17 protein-coding genes are annotated in these 17,718 nt (G+C 72.8%); 11 read left to right on the forward strand and 6 right to left on the reverse strand.

Annotation, left to right across the window (positions count from 1 at the left end):
- Nucleotides 1–199: 199 nt before the first annotated feature.
- Nucleotides 200–376, reverse strand: coding sequence for a hypothetical protein (locus VF746_18620; GenBank protein HEX8694443.1), 177 nt, complete (start codon nt 374–376; stop codon nt 200–202).
- A gap of 51 nt (nt 377–427) precedes the next feature.
- Nucleotides 428–685 (reverse strand): hypothetical protein, encoded by a 258-nt coding sequence (locus VF746_18625; protein ID HEX8694444.1) that lies wholly within the window; start codon nt 683–685, stop codon nt 428–430.
- 364 nt (nt 686–1,049) lie between these two features.
- Here VF746_18625 and VF746_18630 point away from each other — a divergent pair, with 364 nt between their 5' ends.
- Nucleotides 1,050–1,568 carry a DUF3761 domain-containing protein gene (locus VF746_18630; protein HEX8694445.1) on the forward strand — a complete coding sequence of 173 codons (519 nt, stop codon included), beginning with the start codon at nt 1,050–1,052 and terminating at the stop codon, nt 1,566–1,568.
- Here VF746_18630 and VF746_18635 read toward each other — a convergent pair.
- The gene (locus VF746_18635; GenBank protein ID HEX8694446.1) at nt 1,536–2,015 is read right to left on the reverse strand and encodes a hypothetical protein; all 480 of its coding nucleotides are present in this window, start codon (nt 2,013–2,015) and stop codon (nt 1,536–1,538) included. The genes VF746_18630 and VF746_18635 overlap by 33 nt on opposite strands.
- 229 nt (nt 2,016–2,244) lie before the next feature.
- Between VF746_18635 and VF746_18640 the strand changes: the two genes are divergently transcribed.
- The 7 genes from VF746_18640 (at nt 2,245) to priA (ending at nt 10,884) form a co-directional block, all read left to right on the forward strand.
- On the forward strand, nt 2,245–3,207 hold the full coding sequence (locus tag VF746_18640; protein HEX8694447.1) for a histone deacetylase: 963 nt from the start codon (nt 2,245–2,247) through the stop codon (nt 3,205–3,207).
- A gap of 299 nt (nt 3,208–3,506) precedes the next feature.
- Nucleotides 3,507–4,361 (forward strand): methyltransferase domain-containing protein, encoded by an 855-nt coding sequence (locus VF746_18645; protein ID HEX8694448.1) that lies wholly within the window; start codon nt 3,507–3,509, stop codon nt 4,359–4,361.
- Between the two features lie 122 nt (nt 4,362–4,483).
- Entirely contained in the window at nt 4,484–5,707 is a 1,224-nt protein-coding gene (locus VF746_18650; protein HEX8694449.1) for a M24 family metallopeptidase, read from the forward strand.
- Complete coding sequence (locus tag VF746_18655) at nt 5,704–6,369, forward strand: GvpL/GvpF family gas vesicle protein (protein ID HEX8694450.1); 666 nt, start codon at nt 5,704–5,706, stop codon at nt 6,367–6,369. Before VF746_18650 ends, VF746_18655 begins: the two co-directional genes overlap by 4 nt.
- A gap of 297 nt (nt 6,370–6,666) precedes the next feature.
- On the forward strand, nt 6,667–7,704 hold the full coding sequence (locus tag VF746_18660) for a dipeptide epimerase (GenBank protein ID HEX8694451.1): 1,038 nt from the start codon (nt 6,667–6,669) through the stop codon (nt 7,702–7,704).
- Nucleotides 7,705–7,756: 52 nt separating this feature from the next.
- Nucleotides 7,757–8,074 (forward strand): nucleotidyltransferase family protein, encoded by a 318-nt coding sequence (locus VF746_18665; protein HEX8694452.1) that lies wholly within the window; start codon nt 7,757–7,759, stop codon nt 8,072–8,074.
- Between the two features lie 332 nt (nt 8,075–8,406).
- Entirely contained in the window at nt 8,407–10,884 is a 2,478-nt protein-coding gene (priA, locus tag VF746_18670; GenBank protein HEX8694453.1) for a primosomal protein N', read from the forward strand.
- Between the two features lie 282 nt (nt 10,885–11,166).
- Here priA and VF746_18675 read toward each other — a convergent pair whose 3' ends face one another.
- A complete protein-coding gene (locus VF746_18675) occupies nt 11,167–13,014 on the reverse strand; it encodes a PDZ domain-containing protein (GenBank protein ID HEX8694454.1) in 1,848 nt (615 codons plus the stop codon).
- A gap of 246 nt (nt 13,015–13,260) precedes the next feature.
- Nucleotides 13,261–13,500 carry a hypothetical protein gene (locus VF746_18680; protein HEX8694455.1) on the reverse strand — a complete coding sequence of 80 codons (240 nt, stop codon included), beginning with the start codon at nt 13,498–13,500 and terminating at the stop codon, nt 13,261–13,263.
- A gap of 414 nt (nt 13,501–13,914) precedes the next feature.
- On the opposite strand from VF746_18680, the gene VF746_18685 reads away from it, so the two are divergent.
- The gene (locus VF746_18685) at nt 13,915–14,472 is read left to right on the forward strand and encodes an HNH endonuclease (GenBank protein HEX8694456.1); all 558 of its coding nucleotides are present in this window, start codon (nt 13,915–13,917) and stop codon (nt 14,470–14,472) included.
- A gap of 337 nt (nt 14,473–14,809) precedes the next feature.
- Here the strand turns inward: VF746_18685 and VF746_18690 are convergent, their stop codons facing one another.
- Nucleotides 14,810–15,343: an SRPBCC domain-containing protein gene (locus tag VF746_18690; protein ID HEX8694457.1), complete on the reverse strand. Its 534-nt coding sequence runs from the start codon at nt 15,341–15,343 to the stop codon at nt 14,810–14,812.
- Between the two features lie 213 nt (nt 15,344–15,556).
- On the opposite strand from VF746_18690, the gene VF746_18695 reads away from it, so the two are divergent.
- Both VF746_18695 and VF746_18700 read left to right on the forward strand, forming a co-directional pair.
- Nucleotides 15,557–16,033, forward strand: coding sequence for a DinB family protein (locus tag VF746_18695; protein HEX8694458.1), 477 nt, complete (start codon nt 15,557–15,559; stop codon nt 16,031–16,033).
- A gap of 149 nt (nt 16,034–16,182) precedes the next feature.
- Nucleotides 16,183–17,439: a M20/M25/M40 family metallo-hydrolase gene (locus VF746_18700; protein HEX8694459.1), complete on the forward strand. Its 1,257-nt coding sequence runs from the start codon at nt 16,183–16,185 to the stop codon at nt 17,437–17,439.
- Nucleotides 17,440–17,718 lie beyond the last annotated feature (279 nt).

The following is a 17,718-nucleotide window of genomic DNA, read 5'->3' on the forward strand; positions in this document are numbered from 1 at the left end:
GCGGGCGCGCCGCCGCGCACGTTGGCGCCGCCCTCGGGCGAGCCGGTGTGGTCGCCGGCCCCGGCGAAGTCCGCCCCGCCGCCGAGCGACGCCTGGTCACCCCGCCCCGTGCCGGCGAGGTCGCTGGTCCGGTCCTGGTCCCGTTGCATGCTGGTCCCTCCGCTCGATGTAGGTGCCGCACACGCGATTGTTCGCAGCTTCAGCTCGGCCGCGCGCGCGTCTGGTCGGGCGTGACGCGGGCGACGGCGCTGTCGCGCGTGGGATCGGGCGCGCGGTCGTCCGCGTCGGGCTCGGGAGGGACGTCGCCCAGCGTGCCGCCCGCGCCGGCGCCCAGCCCGGGCCGGTCCTTGTTCTGCTCGTCAGGGTCCTGGTCCATCGGCGTACCTCGTGGAAGATCGTTTCCTCGCCGGCCGTCGGTCGGCCGGCGTCAGCTTCCGCCCGCGCCGGACGGGTCGTGCGGGGGAAGGCCGGCCGCGCCGATGCCGTGTGCGGACTCACCCGCCTCGCGCTCGGACGGGACGGTGTTGGGCTCGCCCATCCCCTCGGGACCACCGCCCCGCTCGGCGTCGCGGCGGGCGGCGTTGGCGATCCCCATCGAGTCGTTGCCCGTGCCCGTCCCGGTGCTCTCGGCCGCGTCCAGGCCGCGCTCCGGCTCTGCCCCGCGGCGTTCAGGCTCCTGCTGCATCCACTCCTCCTTCGCTCACGTTCCCCCCGACCGAAGTCCGGGAGGGAGAATGCACGCCCCGCACCACGGCGGCGTCAGCAGGTGCGTCCGGGCGGTGGCGCGACGCGAGCGAAGATGTTATCCTGAAAGAAAATGGCTCATCCCTCGCGGAGCCCGTCTTCCGAAGTCCCGCTTCCGCCGACGTACCTCCCGTCTCCGCGGTCCCTTCCGAGCTGTAGAATCCATGGCCATCACGCAGTGCCGCGAGTGTGGCGGCAACGTCAGCACCGAAGCGCCCACCTGTCCGCGCTGCGGCGCTCCGTACCCGGCCGGCAGCCGCGGGACTCACCGCGCGCAGCAGGAGCGGAACGCAGGCTGTGGGCAGATGGGATGCTTCCTGCTCGTCGTCATCTTCCTCATGGCGGCGCTGTCGGGGATGTGCGACGGCTCGGGCGGGAGCCGCACCGGCTCGTACGCGCCAGCCGGGAGCGCGTACTCGGCGAGCGGGTCCACGTCGTCGTACAACTCGTCTTCCAGCTACGCGGCGGGCGGCGCGGACACGTTCTACGTGCACGGGGCGCTCAACGTGCGGTCGGGGCCGGGGAGCGGGTACGGCGTGGTGCGCACGCTGCGGCGCGGCGAGCGCATCGTGGTGGGCCCCAGGGACGGCGATGGGTGGGCGAAGCTGGAGTCGGGCTACGGCCAGGAGTACGTGTACCGGGCGAGCGACCTGGTGCGCTCGTCGCCGCCGCGGGCGCGGACCAGCGCGCCGCGCCTGTACTCGTCGCCGGACGAGGTGAACCCGAGCGGCGCGACGGCGCGCTGCCGCGACGGCGCCCTCTCGTACAGCGCCCACCGCAGCGGGACCTGCTCACACCACGGCGGCGTGGCGGTGTGGTACTGAGCGGCCTGGTGTGATGGCGGACCGGAACGAAGGAGAGGGGCGGCGATGGCGCCGCCCCTCTCGTATATCCGGCTGGCTGGGAAAGCGGTCAGTCTCCGCCGCCGCCCCCACCGCCTCCGAATCCCCCGCCACCGCCACCACCCGTCCCGCCGCCACCGCCGGTGCCGCCACCGCTCGTGCCGCCGCCGGTCCCACCACCGCCACCGCCGGTCCCGCCACCGCCACCGCCGGTCCCGCCACCGCCCGTCCCACCGCCACCCGTTCCACCACCACCGCCCGTGCCGCCGCCGCCGGTCCCACCGCCGCCGCCGCCGGTGCCACCACCACCCGTTCCACCGCCGCCCGTGCCGCCACCACCAGTCCCGCCGCCGCCGCTTCCACCGCCGCCTCCCACACCGCCGCCGCCGCTACCCCCGCCGTACCCACCGCCGCCAGCAGCGTATTCATCCCGGTCCTGTTGCATGACGACCTCCTGTAGGAAGTGGCCCATGACTGGGGCGGGGTGGCGCGCGCCGTCCTGGCCGGCCACGACGCGCGGCATGACGGCGCACGTGTCGCCGGCAGGGACCCCGGGCGGGGTTGCCCCGCCGGACGACCGCCCGCGATTGTTCCTGCAAGATCCGGCCCCGTTGCGGGCGCGCGGACGAAGGGACCGGCCCCCGGGGAAGAGGAGCGAGTGAAGACGACCGCGTACGTCAGCCACCCCGACTGCCCGCGCCACGACACCGGGTGGGGCCACCCCGACCACCAGGGGCGGCTGCCGGCGGTCACGCGCGCCGTGCACCGCGACATGGAGGCGCTCTGGGAGCCGCTCCTGCAGGTGGAGGCGGTGCCCGCGGCGGAGGCCGACCTGCGGCTGGTGCACACCGCCCGGCACGTGGCCGAGGTGCAGGCCACGGCCATGCTGGCCGGGGCGCAGGGGAAGGTGCTGGCGCTGGGCGGCGTCCCGGTATCGGGCGCCTCGTGGGACGCGGCGCTGGCGGCGGCGGGCGTCGGCATCACCGCGGTGGAGACGGTGCTCGCGGGCGAGGCGCGCAACGCCTTCGCGGCCGCGCGCCCGCCGGGGCGCGGCGCGCTGCCCGACGCGGCGGGCGGCTTCTCGCTCTTCAACAACGTGGCGGTCGCCGCGCGGCACCTGCGCGAGCGGCGCGGCTCCCCGCGCGTGCTGGTGGTGTCGTGGGGCTCCGAGCCCGCCGACGTAATCCGCCAGGCGCTCGGCGCCGACCCTGCCGTATCCGTCCTCTCGCTGCACGCGGCGCCAGAGGATCCCATCGCCGGATCGGCCCACGGGGACGCGGCGCTGCCGGCCGGGAGCGACGGCGGGGCGTTCGCGGCGGCGCAGCGGGAGGCGCTGGAGGCGATCCCGCCGGAGGAGTCGCCCGACTTCGTGCTGCTCTCCGCCGGCTTCGACATCCTGACGGGCGACCCGCTCGGGCGATTGGCGGTGGAGCCGGACGACGTCTACCTGCTGACGCGCGAGCTGCGCGAGTGGGCGGACGCGCGCGCGGGCGGCCGACTCGTCTCCATCCTGGAGGGCGGCTACGACGCGGCGGCGACGGCCAAAGCGGTGGTGCAGCACCTGCGGGCGCTGGCGGGGGTGGAGGCGATGCAGGTGGGCAGGTTGGGCAGGGGCGGGTGAACCCGCGGCAACAACGGCGAAAAGCCCACCTTCGTGGGCTCCTTCGGTGTGGACTCGGCGTTCGGTGTGGAGTCGCCGGCATCGCAGGGGGCAGGCTTCCCGGCGTCCGGCGTGCCTCGTGGCGGGGTGGGTAGATTCCTCGGTCGCCGCCGGGCTTTGGTGCGGGGGCGGGGCTGGCGCGGCGGCTCCCTCGGAATGACATCGTTCGCACTCACGCACTCACGCACTCACGCACTTTCGCACTCCGTACCTCGCACCCGCAGTAGCGCCCCCCCAGCCCCAGGCGTATACTCAACCCCATGTCCGCGCCGTTCCCCGAGCACCTCCGCCTCCCGCCCGAGCGCGAGGCCGGCCCCTCGATGCTGGACCTGGTGCGGCTCAGCAGGGAGGTGGTCTTTCCGCCGGGGGGCGAGGAGCTGTACCGCCGGATCGCCGCGCTCACGGACATGCACGAGGGGATGGAGGTGCTCGACGCGGCGTGCGGGCGCGGCGTCTCCACCCTGTTCCTGGCGAAGGGCTACGGCGTGCAGGGGACGGGGGTGGACCCCGACCCGGCGCTGGCGGCCGAGGCCGAGCGGCGCGCGCACGAGGCGGGGCTGGAGGGGCGCTTCACCTTCGAGAGCGCGCGCCTGGACGACCTGCCGTACCGCGACGGGATCTTCGACGTGGCGATCGGCGAGCTGGGCCTCGCCGCCTCGGCCGACCCGGCGCGCGCGGTGGGCGAGCTGGCGCGCGTGGTCAAGCCGTTCGGCTGCGTGGTGCTGGTGCAGCTCATCTGGACGGGGCACGTGGACCCCGCGCGGCGCGAGATCCTGGTGCGGCACCTGGGCGCGCGCCCGCTGATCCTGGTGGAGTGGAAGCAGCTCCTGCGCGACGCGGGCCTGGTGGACCTCGTGGTGGAGGACTGGTCCGACGCCCCCTCGCCGTTCCGCCCCGCGGCGGGCGGGCCGTTCCCCGACTTCGCGGAGATCTTCACCCTGCGCGAGAAGCTCGGCATCCTGCGCCGCGCGCTGCGCCGCTGGGGGTGGCGCGGGGTGAAGGGCGCGGTGCTGCGCGAGCGCGAGATCCACCGCCTGCTCACCCGCGAGCGCGTGCTGGGCCTGTCGCTCATCAAGGGCACGCGCTGGGTGGCGGACTCGAACCCCAGTGCTTAGTGCTTAGTGTGTTAGTCCTTAGTGCTCAGTGGGTTAGTCCCCCCGGCGCCGAGCACTAAAACACTAAGGACTAAGCACTAAAGGACTCAGGACTTAGCACTCGCACTCAGGACTGAATTTCGATGGCCATCACCGAAGCCACCGTCTCCCTCGCCCCCGAGACCCTGGAGCGCGTCCGCGAGGAACTGCGCTCGCGCGGGATGGACGGGTGGCTGCTCTTCAACTTCCTGGGCTCGAACCCCGTCGCCGGCCGCATGCTGGGGCTGCCGGCGCTCACCCGCCGCTACTTCGTCTGGCTCCCGGCCGAGGGCGCGCCGGTGGCCGTCACCCACCGCATCGAGCAGCAGCCGTGGGAGGGCTGGCTGGGCGAGAAGGTGGAGTACTCCAGCTGGCGCGAGCTGGACGAGCGGCTGCGCGAGCTGTTCCGGGGCGGCTCCACGGCGGCCATGGAGTACGCCGAGGGCGACGCGGTGCCGTACGTGGACCGCGTCCCCGGCGGCATCGTCGAGCTGGTGCGCGGCGCCGGGGCGAAGGTGGTCTCCTCCGGCGACCTGGTGAGCGCCTTCTACTCGCGCTGGACGGCCGAGGGCGAGGCCGGCCACCGGCGCGCGGGCGCCGCGCTGCACGAGGTGGCGCACCGGGCCTTCCAGCGCATCGCCGAGCACGCCCGCGGCGGCGACCGGCTGACCGAGTGGGACCTGCGCGAGTGGATCCAGCACGAGCTCGCCGGCCGCGGCCTCGCCGTGGGCGGCGACGCCATCGTGGCGGTGAACGCCAACGCGGCCAACCCCCACTACGCGCCCGCGGCCGAGAAGCACGCCGAGATCCGCCACGGCGACCTGGTGCTGATCGACCTGTGGGGGAAGGAAGACGAGGAGGCCGTCTACGCCGACCAGACCTGGATGGGCTACGTGGGCGAGGCGGTCCCCGAGCGGCTCGCGCAGATCTTCCTGGCCGTGGTCGACGCGCGCGACGCGGCCATCGAGTTCGCCAGGGCGCGCTTCGCGGCGGGGGAGCCGGTGCGCGGCTTCGAGGTGGACGACGTCTCCCGCGGGGTGATCGAGGAGCGCGGCTACGGGAAGTACTTCATCCACCGCACGGGCCACTCCATCGACCGCGAGCTGCACGGCTCGGGGCCCAACATCGACAACCTGGAGACCCGCGACACGCGCACGCTGATCCCCGGCATCGGCTTCTCCATCGAACCCGGGATCTACCTGGCGGGCGACGTGGGCTTCCGCTCCGAGGTCGATGTGTTCGTGGGCGCGGGCGGGCCGGAGGTCACCACGCCCGGGCCGCAGCGCGCCCTCTACCCCCTGCTGCGCGAGGACCCCTTCGCCGGATGAGCTCGGAAGGCGCCGCGGCCCCGCCCCGCCCCCGCGGCTCCCGCGGGCTCTCGCTGCTCGGGGTGATCCCCCTGAACGGCGAGGCGCCCGCGTGGGAGGCGGCCGACCCCGGGCTGGGGGTGCGGCTGGTGGGCTACGAGGACGTGGCGGCGCTGGTCTGCTCGGCGCCCCCCGAGGGCGCCGACCACGACCCGCTGCACGTGACGGCGCGCCACTGGGAGGTGCACCGCGCGCTGCTGAAGGGCGACGTGGTGCCGGCCCCGGCGGGGGTGGTGTTCGCGGGCGACGAGGAGGTGGCGCACTTCCTCACCGAGGCGTACGCGTCGCTCCGGGCGGCGCTGGCGCGGGTGCGGGGGCGGTGGGAGTTCCGCCTGCACGTGGACGTGGTCGACGCCGCGTTCCCGCAGGCGAAGGCGCTGGACCTGGCCACGCACATCTACGCCGAGCTGCGCCGCGCGGCGGGCGCCGCGCTCACCTTCCCGCCGCCGGGGAAGCCGCGGGTGCTCTCCGCCGCCTTCCTGGTGGAGCGCGCGGCTTCCGACACTTTCCGCGACCGGGTGGACCAGCTCTCGGCCCTGAACCCCGCGCTGGAGCTGGACCTCACCGGCCCCTGGCCCCCGTACGACTTCGTGGCGATGCAGGCGCCGGCGAAGGCGGAGTAGGGGCCCTCACCCGGCGCCGCTACCGCGTCGCCACCCTCTCCCAACTTCGGGAGAGGGTACTCGACGGGATCGGCGCGGAGGCCGGCTCTCGCGCGTTGTTCTCCCCCTTTCTCCCGCGCAGCGGGGGAGAGGGGGCCGGGGGGAGAGGGGGCACCCCGCGGCCGCGCGGATGCCGGTCGGAGCGGTACGATCCGGCGTGGGAGTCCGCGCAGGCGGACTTTGTGCTGTTGCAGCCCCCGGTTTCGACCGGGGGCTGCAACCGGGGCGCGGGTGGACGTGAATCTCGACATTCGACGCATGCATCTCGATTTCGAAGTCATCGACCTCCAGACGAAGCACGTCTTCAAGATCGCGCGCGAGATGGCGCCGCCGCCGCGGCAGTCGGTGGTGGTGCGCGTGACGGACGACGAAGGCGTGGAGGGGTGGGGCGAGGCCCCGGCGACCCCGTATTACGGCGAGACGGCCGAGACCGTCACCGCCCTCCTCCCGCGCCTGGCCGAGGTGATGAACAGCGCCGCGCAGGGCGACCCCTGCGCGCTGGAGCGCATCGACGCGGCGCTGGTGCACGCGGTCGGGCGCAACCCGGCGGCGCGCGTGGCCATCTCGTGCGCGCTGCACGACCTGGTGGGGAAGCGGCTGGGGCTGCCCGTCTGGAAGCTGTGGGGGCTCGATCCATACGCGGCGCCGCTCTCCTCGTTCACTCTCGGCATCGACGACATCGGCGTGATGCGCGAGAAGGTGCGCGAGGCGGCCGGCTACCCGATCCTCAAGGTCAAGGTGGGCACCCCGCGCGACGAAGAGATCCTGCGCATGATCCGCGAGGAGGCGCCGGAGAAGACGATCCGCGTGGACGCCAACACCGGCTGGACGGCCAAGGAGGCGATCCGCCGCATCCCCATGCTGGAGGAGTTCGGCGTGGAGTTCGTCGAGCAGCCCCTTCCCCCGGAGGACCTCGAGGGGCTGCGCCTGGTCCGCCGCCGCTCGCGCCTGCCGATCATCGCCGATGAATCGTGCGAGACGGCCACCGACGTGGCGAAGCTGGTGGGGGTGGTCGACGGGGTGAACATCAAGCTGGCCAAGTGCGGCTCCCTGCGCGAGGCGATCCGCATCGTGCACGCCGCCCGCGCGCACGGGATGCGGGTGATGCTCGGCTGCATGATCGAGTCGACGCTCGGCATCGCCGCCGCCATCCAGCTGGCGCCGCTGGTGGACTACGTGGACCTGGACGGCGCCGCGCTCCTCGCCTCGGATCCCTTCACCGGCCCAGGGCTGGAGGGCAACGGCCTGCTGCGCTTCAACCAGGAGCCGGGGCTGGGCGTCACGGCGCGCGGTTAGCGGGCCGCGCCGGGCCCTACCTGGCGGATCGCCTTGCAGCTACGTTACCCGCATGGACACTGAGCCACTGAGCAAGCAGGTGATCGCCGAGCGGCTGGAGCAGGCCCGGGAGCAGATCCAGGCTCTCGGGGTGCGCCGCATCGCGCTCTTCGGCTCCTTCGCGCGAGGACAGGCCCACGCGGAGAGCGACGTCGACCTGCTGGTCGAGTTCGATCCCGAGAAGAAGACGCTGGACAACTTCATGGCGCTCTCGTTCATGCTGGACGACCTGCTCCAGCGCCGCGCGGACGTGGTCACCACGGAGGCGCTCAGCCCGTTCATCGGCCCCCACATCCTGCGCGAGGCGGAAGATGTCCTTCTCGCCGCTTGATTACCTGCGGCACATCCCCATGCTGTCATCCTGAGGAGCCGCCGCGCAGGACCATCGGCATGAGCGGATGCCGGGCGGCGACGAAGGATCTATAGGCGGCCCGTGAGCGAAATCCCGGCATTGTCGCGAGGCGGCCGTAGATCCTTCGGTCGCGTCCAACCATCTGCGCGGGAGCGAGTTGCGCGCGGACGCTCCCTCAGGATGACAGCAAGGGGCGTCCGCGACGGAGGATGATCGGCAGCCTGCCCGGCCATGCGCCGGGCAGGCTGTCTTGCGCTCGCTGTTAGGTTGTCGCTGGCTGTCCCCTGTCCCCTATCCCCTGTACCCTGAAGTTGTACGTCGAAGTCGCGCTCCCGCTGCCGCTGCCGCGGACCTTCACCTACCGCGTCCCGCCCGGGATGGGCGCGCAGGCGAGGCCCGGCGCGCGCGTGCTGGTGCCGTTCGCCGGCCGCGAGCGCATCGGGTGGATCGACCGCGTGGCCCAGGCCGTGGAGGGCGCCGACCCGGAGAAGGTCAAGCCCGTGGTCGCCGTGCTCGACCAGCGGCCGAGCGTCACGCCGTCCATCCTCCGCCTCTGCCGCTGGATCGCCGACTACTACCTGGCGCCGCTGGGGATCGTCCTGCGCACCGCGCTCCCCGCCGGGCTCACCGACTCGTCCACCGACTACGTGCTGCTGACCGGCGCCGCCGCCCCCGGGCGCGACCTCACCCAGCAGGAGGCGAAGCTGGTGGACTGGCTGCGGGTGAAGGAAGGGCCGCAGTCCGTCGTGCGGCTCCGCCGCGAGCTGGGCGACCGCGCCTGGTGGCCCACCATCCACCGGCTGGAGGAGCTGGGGATCGTGGCCGTGGAGACGGCGGGCCCTCGCGTCGAGGCGGCGGTGAAGAGGCACCGGGTGCTGCGCGTGCGCGAGCTGCCGAGCCTGATGCAGCGCGACGAGACCTTCGGGCGGGCGAAGCGGCAGCGCGAGGCGTTCGAGACCGTGGAGGCGATGGGCGGCCGCGCCGAGGTGGCGCACCTGGTCCAGCAGCTCGGCTTCTCGTACGCCATCGTCAACGCGCTGGTGGAGAAGGGCGTGGCCGAGATCGTGGAGGAGGAGGTCGCGCGCGACCCGTACGCGGGGGTGGACCCGCGCGCCGCCCCCGCGCTCACCCCCACGCCCGCGCAGGCCGCCGTCATCCGCCGCCTGGTGGAGGCGACGCGGACGAAGCGGCCGGGCACCTTCCTCCTGCGCGGCGTCACCGGCTCGGGGAAGACGCTGGTCTACATCGAGCTGCTGCGCGAGGTGGTGGAGCGGCAGGGGAAGACCGCGATCGTGCTGGTCCCCGAGATCGCGCTCACGCCGCAGACGGTGGGGCGCTTCAAGGCCGTCTTCGGCGACCGCGTGGCCGTGCTGCACTCCGCGCTCTCCGACGGCGAGCGCTACGACGAGTGGCGGTCCTTGCGCTCGGGCGAGAAGCGGATCGTGGTGGGCGCGCGCTCGGCGGTGTTCGCGCCGCTGGCGGACCTGGGCGCCATCGTGGTGGACGAGGAGCACGAGGGCTCGTACAAGCAGGGCGAGGCGCCGCGCTACCACGCCCGCGAGGTGGCCGTGGTGCGCGCGCTGGTCGAGGGCGCCGTCTGCCTGCTCGGCTCGGCCACGCCGTCGCTGGAGAGCTGGCACAACGCGGAAACGGGGAAGTTCACGCTGCTGGAGCTTCCCGAGCGGGTGGGCGGCCAGCCGCTCCCGCCGATCCGGGTGATCGACCTGCGCGCCGAGCGCAAGCGCCAGCAGTCCACCAGCGGGCCGCTGCAGGAGCGCTCGCCGGTGATCCTCTCCGACCTGCTGGTGGACGCCGTGCGCGCGCGGATCGCCGCCCGCGAGCAGACCATCCTGCTGCTCAACCGCCGCGGCTACGCGCACTTCGTGCAGTGCCGCGAGTGCGGGCAGGTGTGGCACTGCCCCAACTGCAACGTGAGCCTCACCTTCCACCGCCGCCGCGCGCGCCTCACCTGCCACTACTGCCTGCACGAAGAGCCCGCGCCCCGCCACTGCTCGGCGTGCGGGTCCACGGACCTGTCGTTCAAGGGCGTGGGGACCGAGCAGGTGGAGCGCGCGGTGGGCGAGACCTTCCCGTCGGCCCGCATCGCGCGGATGGACGTGGACACCACCGGGGGGAAGTGGGCGCACCACGAGATCCTGGGGCGCGTGGAGCGCGGCGAGGTCGACATCCTGCTGGGGACGCAGATGATCGCCAAGGGGCTCGACTTCCCCAACGTGACGCTGGTGGGGGTGATCAACGCCGACACCGGCATCCACCTCCCCGACTTCCGCGCCACCGAGCGCACCTTCCAGCTGCTGACGCAGGTAGCCGGGCGCGCCGGCCGCGGGCCGAAGGGCGGCGAGGTGTTCATCCAGACGTCGCTGCCCACGCAGTACGCCGTCACCCACGCCACCGAGCACGACTACGTGGCCTTCGCCGAGCGCGAGCTGGCGGAGCGCCGCGAGCCCGCCTACCCGCCCTGGTCGCGCCTGGTGAACGTCGTGGTCAGCGGTCTGGAGGAGACGGCCACGCAGGAGGCGGCCGTCGCTGCGGCGGAGTGGGTGAAGGGGCTGCTGGAGGCGCGGCGCGTGAGCCAGGTGCAGCTGGTGGGCCCCGCCCCCGCGCCGATCGACCGCATCCGGGGGCGCTGGCGGTGGCACTTCCTGCTGCGCTCCACGAGCGCGAAGGTGCTGGGGAACGTCGCTCGCTACTTCTTCCTCAAGCACCGCGTCCCCAGCAAGGCCGACCTGCGCGTCGTCATCGACCGCGACCCGGTGCAGCTGCTGTGAGTCGTTCTCATCCCCCGACGACCCCAACGATGTCATCCTGAGGGAGCCGCGGCGCAGAGTCACCGCCGTGCACAAAAGTCCGGCGGCGACCGAAGGATCTATGGGCTGCCTTGCCAGGGCGCAGACCCCGGTGCACGGCAGCCCATAGATCCTTCGGGAGCGTCCAAGCATCCGTCCAGACGCGGGTCACGTGCGGACGCTCCCTCTGGATGACAATCGGGGGAATCGGTCCGTTGACTCCGTTGACTCCGTTTGACTCCGTGTGAGGTCGTTGGTTGCTGTTCACCTGCCGCGGAGCCAGTCCTCGCGGACCGCCCGTTCGCGCTCGCCGGCGCCGGGGACTTCCTCGATGCGCACCACCGGCCGGTCGAAGCCGCTGACCGCCACCGCGGTGCGGAACGGCCCGCCCTCGCGCGCCACCTCGAAGCGCAGCGTGTCGCCGATCGCCGCGCGCGTCAGCGTTGCGCGGAGCTCGGGCCAGGTGCGCACCGCCGCGCCGTCGATCGACACCAGCCGGTCGCCGGTGTGCAGCCCGGCGCGGCCCCACGCGCTCGCCGGGTCGCCCACCACCAGGCTCAGCCCCTGGCCGCCGGGCAGCTCGCGGCCCCACATGCGCAGGTCCACCGCCGGCCGCCCCTCGCGGTTGAGCGCCGGCGCCCAGGCCACCCGCGTGCGCAGGCCGGCCAGGCGCAGGTACCGGTCGAAGTCGATCTCGCTCCCGCGGCGGACGTGCGCGTCGAAGAAGGGGGTCACGTCGCAGCCGCACACGTCCTCCACCGCCTGCTCGACGCCCTGCCCGTTGAAGCCGCGCTCGCCCGAGAAGCGCTCCAGCATCAGGCGCATCACGTCGTCCATCGAGCGCCGTCCGCCGGTCTCGCTGCGGATCACGAGGTCCAGCATGGCGCCGATCAGCTCGCCCTGCAGGTGCGCGCTCGCCGTGTAGTCGCCCAGCGCCCCCGGCGGCGCGTTGTAGGCCACGCGGCTCACCTGCTCGGCCGAGAAGCGCGCGTTGCCGGGGCTGGAGAGGTACCGCGCGATCAGCCCCTCCAGGTGGGCCGCGCGGGTCGAGTCGCTCACCGGCAGCCCCGCGCGGCGCAGGAGGAGGTCGGCGTAGAAAAGGGTGAGCCCCTCGCTGAACCAGAGCCCCGCCACCGGCCGCTGGGTGCGGTAGTCCACCGGGCCGTACTCCTCCGGGCGGATCCGCATCAGGTTCCAGGTGTGGATGAACTCGTGCGCCGTCTCTTCCAGCCCCGCCGCGGCGTCCCGGGCCAGCCGCGCGCTGGGGGCGCCGAGCGTCACCGAGTTCGGGTGCTCCAGCCCTCCGTAGGCGCTGTCCTGGAAGAGGAAGGCGTACTCGCGGTACGGCGCGCGGCCGAAGAGCTCCACCGCCTGGCGGACCAGCCGCTCGACCTGTCCCGCGAACGCCGCCGTGTCGAAGGGCGCGGCGCCGGGCGCGGGCCAGTAGACCACGCGGTGCGGCACGCCGTCCACGGCGAAGCCCCAGCTCCGCAGCCGCCCCGCCAGCACCGGCGACTCCACCAGCACCTCCACGCTGGGCGCGAAGAAGGTGCGCGGGTCCGACGTCGGCGCCAGGCCGGTCGCGATCTCCCAGCCTGGCGGAAGCTCCAGCCGCACGTGCGACGGGGCCAGGTTGGCCCCCAGCACGTACATGAACGAGTGCGGCCCGCCCACCAGCCCGCCCGTGGGGGAGAGGAACGGGCGCCACGCCGCGCGCTCGCCGGGCTGGCTCTCGGGGAGCCGGATGCGGTAGCGCACCACCGCCCGGCCTCCCGGCGCCGCGATCCGCCACACCGCGCTGTCCAGCCGTGTCACGGCGGAGGGCGGGGCACCCTCGACGCGCAGCCCCTCGACGTAGCGCCAGAAGCGGTCGTCGTACTCCGGGTGCGCCGCCATGGCCAGGCGCACCGTGTCGGGGACGTTGCGCAGCCGCATCTCCACCTCGAACCCCGAGAGGTCGGCCTCGTCCACGCGCAGCACGTACGACACCACCGGCTGCGAGCGGGCGTAGCGGACCTCGATGGCGTCCACGTGGTGGCGGAGCGGGTGCTGGGCGAGCGCCGCGGCGGGCAGCGCGGCCAGGGCGAGCGCGAAGGCGAGGGGTCTCGGCATGAACGGCTCCGGAGCGAAACGGTGGGCGGGAAGTCGGAACATGCCCTTCGAGGGGCGCCTTAGGATGGCGCCGCCGCGCGTGGGGTTGGAAACCGTGCTTTGAGGCGAGCGGGATGATGCTCGTCGGGCTTTATACAGAAGTTTTTGAGACGAGCAGGGGGGATCGTTTCGTAGATGGGAGCGCGGTGCGACAGCCTGCCGGGCGGCAAGCTGTCTCATCCGTCCGCCATGACGTGGCTCGGGCGCCTAACGGGAGTGCGCCGCGTCTGGTGCAGCGTGGCCGTGCGGAAAGAGCTTGCGCGCCAGCTCCTGGAGCCTGGATTCCCGCTCATCCACGGCATGCGCGGCTTCCGGCGAAGCCGGCAGGTCGGGGTCCACGGTGAAGCGCTCGGAGAGCAGCCGCTCGTATTCCTCGATGTCCTCCGGAGCCGCCTGCAGGCTCTCCTCCAGGATCCTGGCCTTGGTCTCGGGCTTCAGGGGCTCCATGTTCACCTCTTTGGCGTAGGCGCGCGGATCCAGCAGGAAACTACTGGTGATTCAGTCGAGCTGACAGCCCTCTGATAACCTCTCTACCACCAGAAGCGCTTTGCCCAAACGAGAATCTTGACACAACATCTTGTTGCAGAGCTTGACCGGGCACGGCAGATTTAGCTAACATTCATGCGGAAACTCAGGTTTTGCGCATACCGCCCACTTCCGCTCTCCCGTAGCGTCCGTGTGGCAGGCCCGCCCGGTGCGAGCCGGTGCGCACGATCCTTGATCCAGCGAACCTCCAACCGGCGGCAGAGGCAGAAAGGGACCAACCCTCGTCCGAGAGGTGCATCCGTTATGGGGTGTCTGGCACTCAACGCGTCTTTCGAACCGCTGACCATCCTTCCGATCGAGCGGGCCCTCCGGCTCGTGATCGACCGGAAGGCGGAGGTGCTGGAGGCCGACGACGCCCGCATCTTCCGGTCCGAGCGGGAGAAGATCGCCGCGCCGCTGGTCATCCGGCTCAAGAAGTTCATCCACGTGCCGCGGCGCTTCCGCCGGCAGGTGACCAACACCTTCCTCTTCGCGCGCGACGGGTACCGCTGCCAGTACTGCGGGCGCCACCGCAACGCGCTGCGCGGCCGCGAGTTCCTCACCCGCGACCACGTGCTGCCCATGTCGCGCGGCGGCGACAACTCGTGGGAGAACGTGGTCACGGCCTGCTCGCCGTGCAACAACCGCAAGGCCAGCCACCTCCCCGAAGAGTGCGGGATGCACCTGGTCAAGGCCCCCCACGAGCCCAACTACGTGGAGCTGGTGTGGGCGGTGCGCCGCGTGACCGACGTGCAGGCCAAGTACATCGCCATGTTCTACGGCGAGGAGATCCTGGAGGCGCTGCGCAAGCACGCGCACGAGGGCGAGCACCGGGAGCACCACCACGACGGCCATCACCACGAAGGGGAACGCCCCCTTCACCTCGTGAGCTGACCGGCGGGTCGTCCCATCCAGCGGCGGCCCGCCTTCTCGTTCCAGGCCGTCCGCGAATCGAAGCCCCTCGCCCGAGCCGTTCGGGCGAGGGGCTTCTGCGTATCGCGAGCGCTCGGCCGCGAGTGCCTGAGGACACCCGCTGGAACCACGGAAAGCCTCGCAAACCCCGCGAAGCTTCAACCGCACAACCCCATTTCGCTCCGCGCCTGGTGTCGTCGCGCGAAGCGCCGAGGTCCCTCCCCCAGGTTGTTTTGGGGGAGGGACAGGCGCCTCAGGCGCCAGGGAGAGGGCCCCGCGCCGGAGTCCGCCGAAGGGTACGAGCCTCCGCCCGTCCCCCTCACGTCCCCGCCGTGTTCGCGCCGCGGGCGGGGAGCGCCTTGCGCAGGTCGGCCACGTAGCCGTCGATGGTGCGGTGGTGGCCCATCACGTAGCGCGAGACGAAGCGGAAGACGGGGCTGTAGACCTCGCCGTCCTCGATGATGGTGAGTCGCGTGCCGCTCCCGGCCGGCTCCAGCACGTACGACCACGTCCCGCCGAAGTCCTCGCCCCCCGTCACCCGCGCCACCAGCCGCCGGGGCGGCGCCGACTGGATCACCGTGAACGCCATCGGCCCGAAGCTCCCCTCCTCACGCCACCCGTTCCACGCCCCGCCGCTGCGCAGCGTGCTGGCCGCCCTCACGCCGCTGCGCCACTCGGTGAAGCGCTCGGGCGTGGCGATCAGCGCCCACACCGCCTCGGGCGGCGCGTCGAGCCGTACCGTGCGCTGGGCCGTGTGCTCCACCGGCAGCCGCGCGCCCTCGGCCACCACCCAGCCCGCGGCGACCGCCAGCACCACTCCCGCGACCAGGAGCCGTTTCGTCCCGATCTTCATCACGCGCCTCCCCGTGTGGTGGATGTGAACCCCTTCCCCCACAGCCGCCCCGCTCCCAAGAGCGACGGTAATCACGGGACGCAGATTGTCCAAGGAAACAATTGTAGTCCAAGGCGCGGCGCGGCGATTTGCATTGCGTCCGGGCCGTGCGGTACATTCGCGCGTTCCCCCGCCGCGGCACTTCCAGAGGCAACGGCCAGTCAGGAGAGTCCCATGCAGGCGGACGAGCTGGCGGAGCAGGTGGTCGACACCTGGCGCATCCACCACCGCATCAACCTCTACCTCCTGGACGCCGTCCCCGACGAGGCGCTGGGCGACGTGGCGCCGAGCAAGGGGCGCAGCGTGGGCGAGGTGTTCGCGCACGTGCACAACGTACGGCTGATGTGGCTGAAGGAGGCCGGGCCGGACCTGCTGGAGGGGCTGGAGAAGGTGGAGAAGGACGCCGCGCTCGACCGGGCGGGCCTGCGCCGGGCGCTGGAGGCGTCGGCCGGCGCCGTCGAGCGGCTGCTGGAGCGCGCGCTGGAGGCGGGGCGGGTGAAGGGGTTCAAGCCGCACCCGCTGGCCTTCCTGGGCTACCTGGTCTCCCACGAGTCGCACCACCGCGGCCAGGTCGCCGTCGCGCTCAAGGCGAACGGGCACCCGCTGGACAGGAAGACGGCGTACGGCCTCTGGGAGTGGGGCGTGCGCTGACTGCCAGTGCGTGAGTGCGGAAGTGCGTGAGTGCGTTGGTGACGTGACTCGGATCGGTCCGTGAACGCACACCTCCGTTTGCGCCCGCCCACGCCGCCGTCGTACCTTCGCCGGGTCCTCCGTCCCCATCTCCTGAGCTCCGAGCGCCGATGCCACCGATCTCCAGACGCTCCTCCATCGCCGCGGCGTGCGCGTGCGGCCTCCTCTCCGTCGCCCCCGCCGCCGCCCAGCGCGTGGTGGTTCCGGACGACGCGCGGGTGCGGCAGGCGCTGGAGCACGTGGCGCGCACCGAGCCGCAGACCGTCGAGGAGCAGATCGCCATCTGCCAGATCGAGGCGCCGCCGTTCAAGGAGGCCCGCCGCGCCGAGGACTACCGCCGCCGCTTCGCCGCGCTGGGGCTGCAGGTGCGCATCGACTCGGTGGGGAACGTGATCGCCGAGCGCCGGGGGGAGCCGGGCGAGCCGGTGGTGGTCGTCTCCGGGCACCTGGACACCGTCTTCCCCGAGGGCACCGACGTCACCGTCCGCCGCGAGGGCACCATCCTGCGCGGCCCCGGCATCGGCGACGACTGCCGCGGGCTGGCGGTGCTGCTCTCCGTGGCCCGCGCGCTCGACCAGGCGCAGCTGCGCACGCGCGGCACCGTGCTCTTCGTGGGCACCGTGGGCGAGGAGGGCCCGGGGAACCTGCGCGGCGTGCGCCACCTGTTCGGGCGCGAGCTGAAGGATCGCGTCGACTACTTCATCTCGGTGGACGGGACGGGGCTCACGATGACGAAGGACGCCGTCGGGAGCCACCGCTACCGCGTCACCTACAAGGGGCCGGGCGGGCACAGCTACGGCGACTTCGGGATGCCGAACCCGATGCACGCGCTCGGCCGCGCCATCGCGAAGGTGGCCGACTTCCAGGTGCCGCGGAGCCCGCGCGTGACCTTCAGCGTGGGGCTGGTGGAGGGCGGCACCTCGGTGAACTCCATCGCCGGCGAGGCGAGCTTCTCGGTGGACATGCGCTCGGTGGACCGCGCGCAACTCGACTCGCTGGACGCCCGGTTCCGCGCCGCGGTGCGGCAGGCGCTGGACGAGGAGAACGCGCGCTGGCAGAGCGGCGTGAAGCTCACCGTCGCCATCGACACCATCGGCATCCGCCCGGCGGGGACGCAGCCCGCGGACGCCTACATCGTGCGCGCGGCGGAGGAGGCCGGGAAGCGGCTCGGCTTCACCCCGCCCGCCACCGCCTCCAGCACCGACGCCAACATCCCCATCAACCTGGGCATCCCGGCGCTCACCATCGACGGCGGCGGGGGCGGCGGCGGGGCGCACTCGCTCGGGGAGTGGTTCGACACCAAGGACAGCCACCTGGGCACGCAGTGGGCGCTGCTGCTCGTGCTCGCCCTGGCCGGGGTGCGCTGACGGGGAGCCCCCTCCCCGGCCTCGGCCGCTGCGCGGTGGAAGGGAGAGCTACGACGCCGCCCTCTTGCCGACTCCTCCCCGTCTAAACCCGGATTCGGAAGAACTGCAGGCCTCACGCAGAGTCAGCAGAGAAAACCCCTCCGCTGACTCTGCTGCCTCTGCGTGAGAAATCTCTTTTGTCGTATTGGCATCTTTTCTAGCTCTCGCACTTTCGTCTGCGCGCGCGCCGGCGAGCGCGGCCGGGAGCGGGAGGATGCGCGAGAGCGGGGGACGCATGGA

The sequence above is a fragment of the Longimicrobium sp. genome (genome assembly GCA_036389795.1).
GTDB lineage: Bacteria > Gemmatimonadota > Gemmatimonadetes > Longimicrobiales > Longimicrobiaceae > Longimicrobium.

What these genes read in the sequence shown, in the direction of transcription:
- VF746_18620 (HEX8694443.1), bottom strand. Translation starts at nt 376, where the DNA reads ATGGACCAGGACCCTGACGAGCAGAACAAGGACCGGCCCGGGCTGGGC.
- VF746_18625 (HEX8694444.1), bottom strand. Translation starts at nt 685, where the DNA reads ATGCAGCAGGAGCCTGAACGCCGCGGGGCAGAGCCGGAGCGCGGCCTG.
- VF746_18630 (HEX8694445.1), top strand. Translation starts at nt 1,050, where the DNA reads ATGGGATGCTTCCTGCTCGTCGTCATCTTCCTCATGGCGGCGCTGTCG.
- VF746_18635 (HEX8694446.1), bottom strand. Translation starts at nt 2,015, where the DNA reads ATGAATACGCTGCTGGCGGCGGTGGGTACGGCGGGGGTAGCGGCGGCG.
- VF746_18645 (HEX8694448.1), top strand. Translation starts at nt 3,507, where the DNA reads ATGTCCGCGCCGTTCCCCGAGCACCTCCGCCTCCCGCCCGAGCGCGAG.
- VF746_18650 (HEX8694449.1), top strand. Translation starts at nt 4,484, where the DNA reads ATGGCCATCACCGAAGCCACCGTCTCCCTCGCCCCCGAGACCCTGGAG.
- VF746_18655 (HEX8694450.1), top strand. Translation starts at nt 5,704, where the DNA reads ATGAGCTCGGAAGGCGCCGCGGCCCCGCCCCGCCCCCGCGGCTCCCGC.
- VF746_18660 (HEX8694451.1), top strand. Translation starts at nt 6,667, where the DNA reads ATGCATCTCGATTTCGAAGTCATCGACCTCCAGACGAAGCACGTCTTC.
- VF746_18665 (HEX8694452.1), top strand. Translation starts at nt 7,757, where the DNA reads ATGGACACTGAGCCACTGAGCAAGCAGGTGATCGCCGAGCGGCTGGAG.
- VF746_18675 (HEX8694454.1), bottom strand. Translation starts at nt 13,014, where the DNA reads ATGCCGAGACCCCTCGCCTTCGCGCTCGCCCTGGCCGCGCTGCCCGCC.
- VF746_18680 (HEX8694455.1), bottom strand. Translation starts at nt 13,500, where the DNA reads ATGGAGCCCCTGAAGCCCGAGACCAAGGCCAGGATCCTGGAGGAGAGC.
- VF746_18690 (HEX8694457.1), bottom strand. Translation starts at nt 15,343, where the DNA reads ATGAAGATCGGGACGAAACGGCTCCTGGTCGCGGGAGTGGTGCTGGCG.
- VF746_18695 (HEX8694458.1), top strand. Translation starts at nt 15,557, where the DNA reads ATGCAGGCGGACGAGCTGGCGGAGCAGGTGGTCGACACCTGGCGCATC.
- VF746_18700 (HEX8694459.1), top strand. Translation starts at nt 16,183, where the DNA reads ATGCCACCGATCTCCAGACGCTCCTCCATCGCCGCGGCGTGCGCGTGC.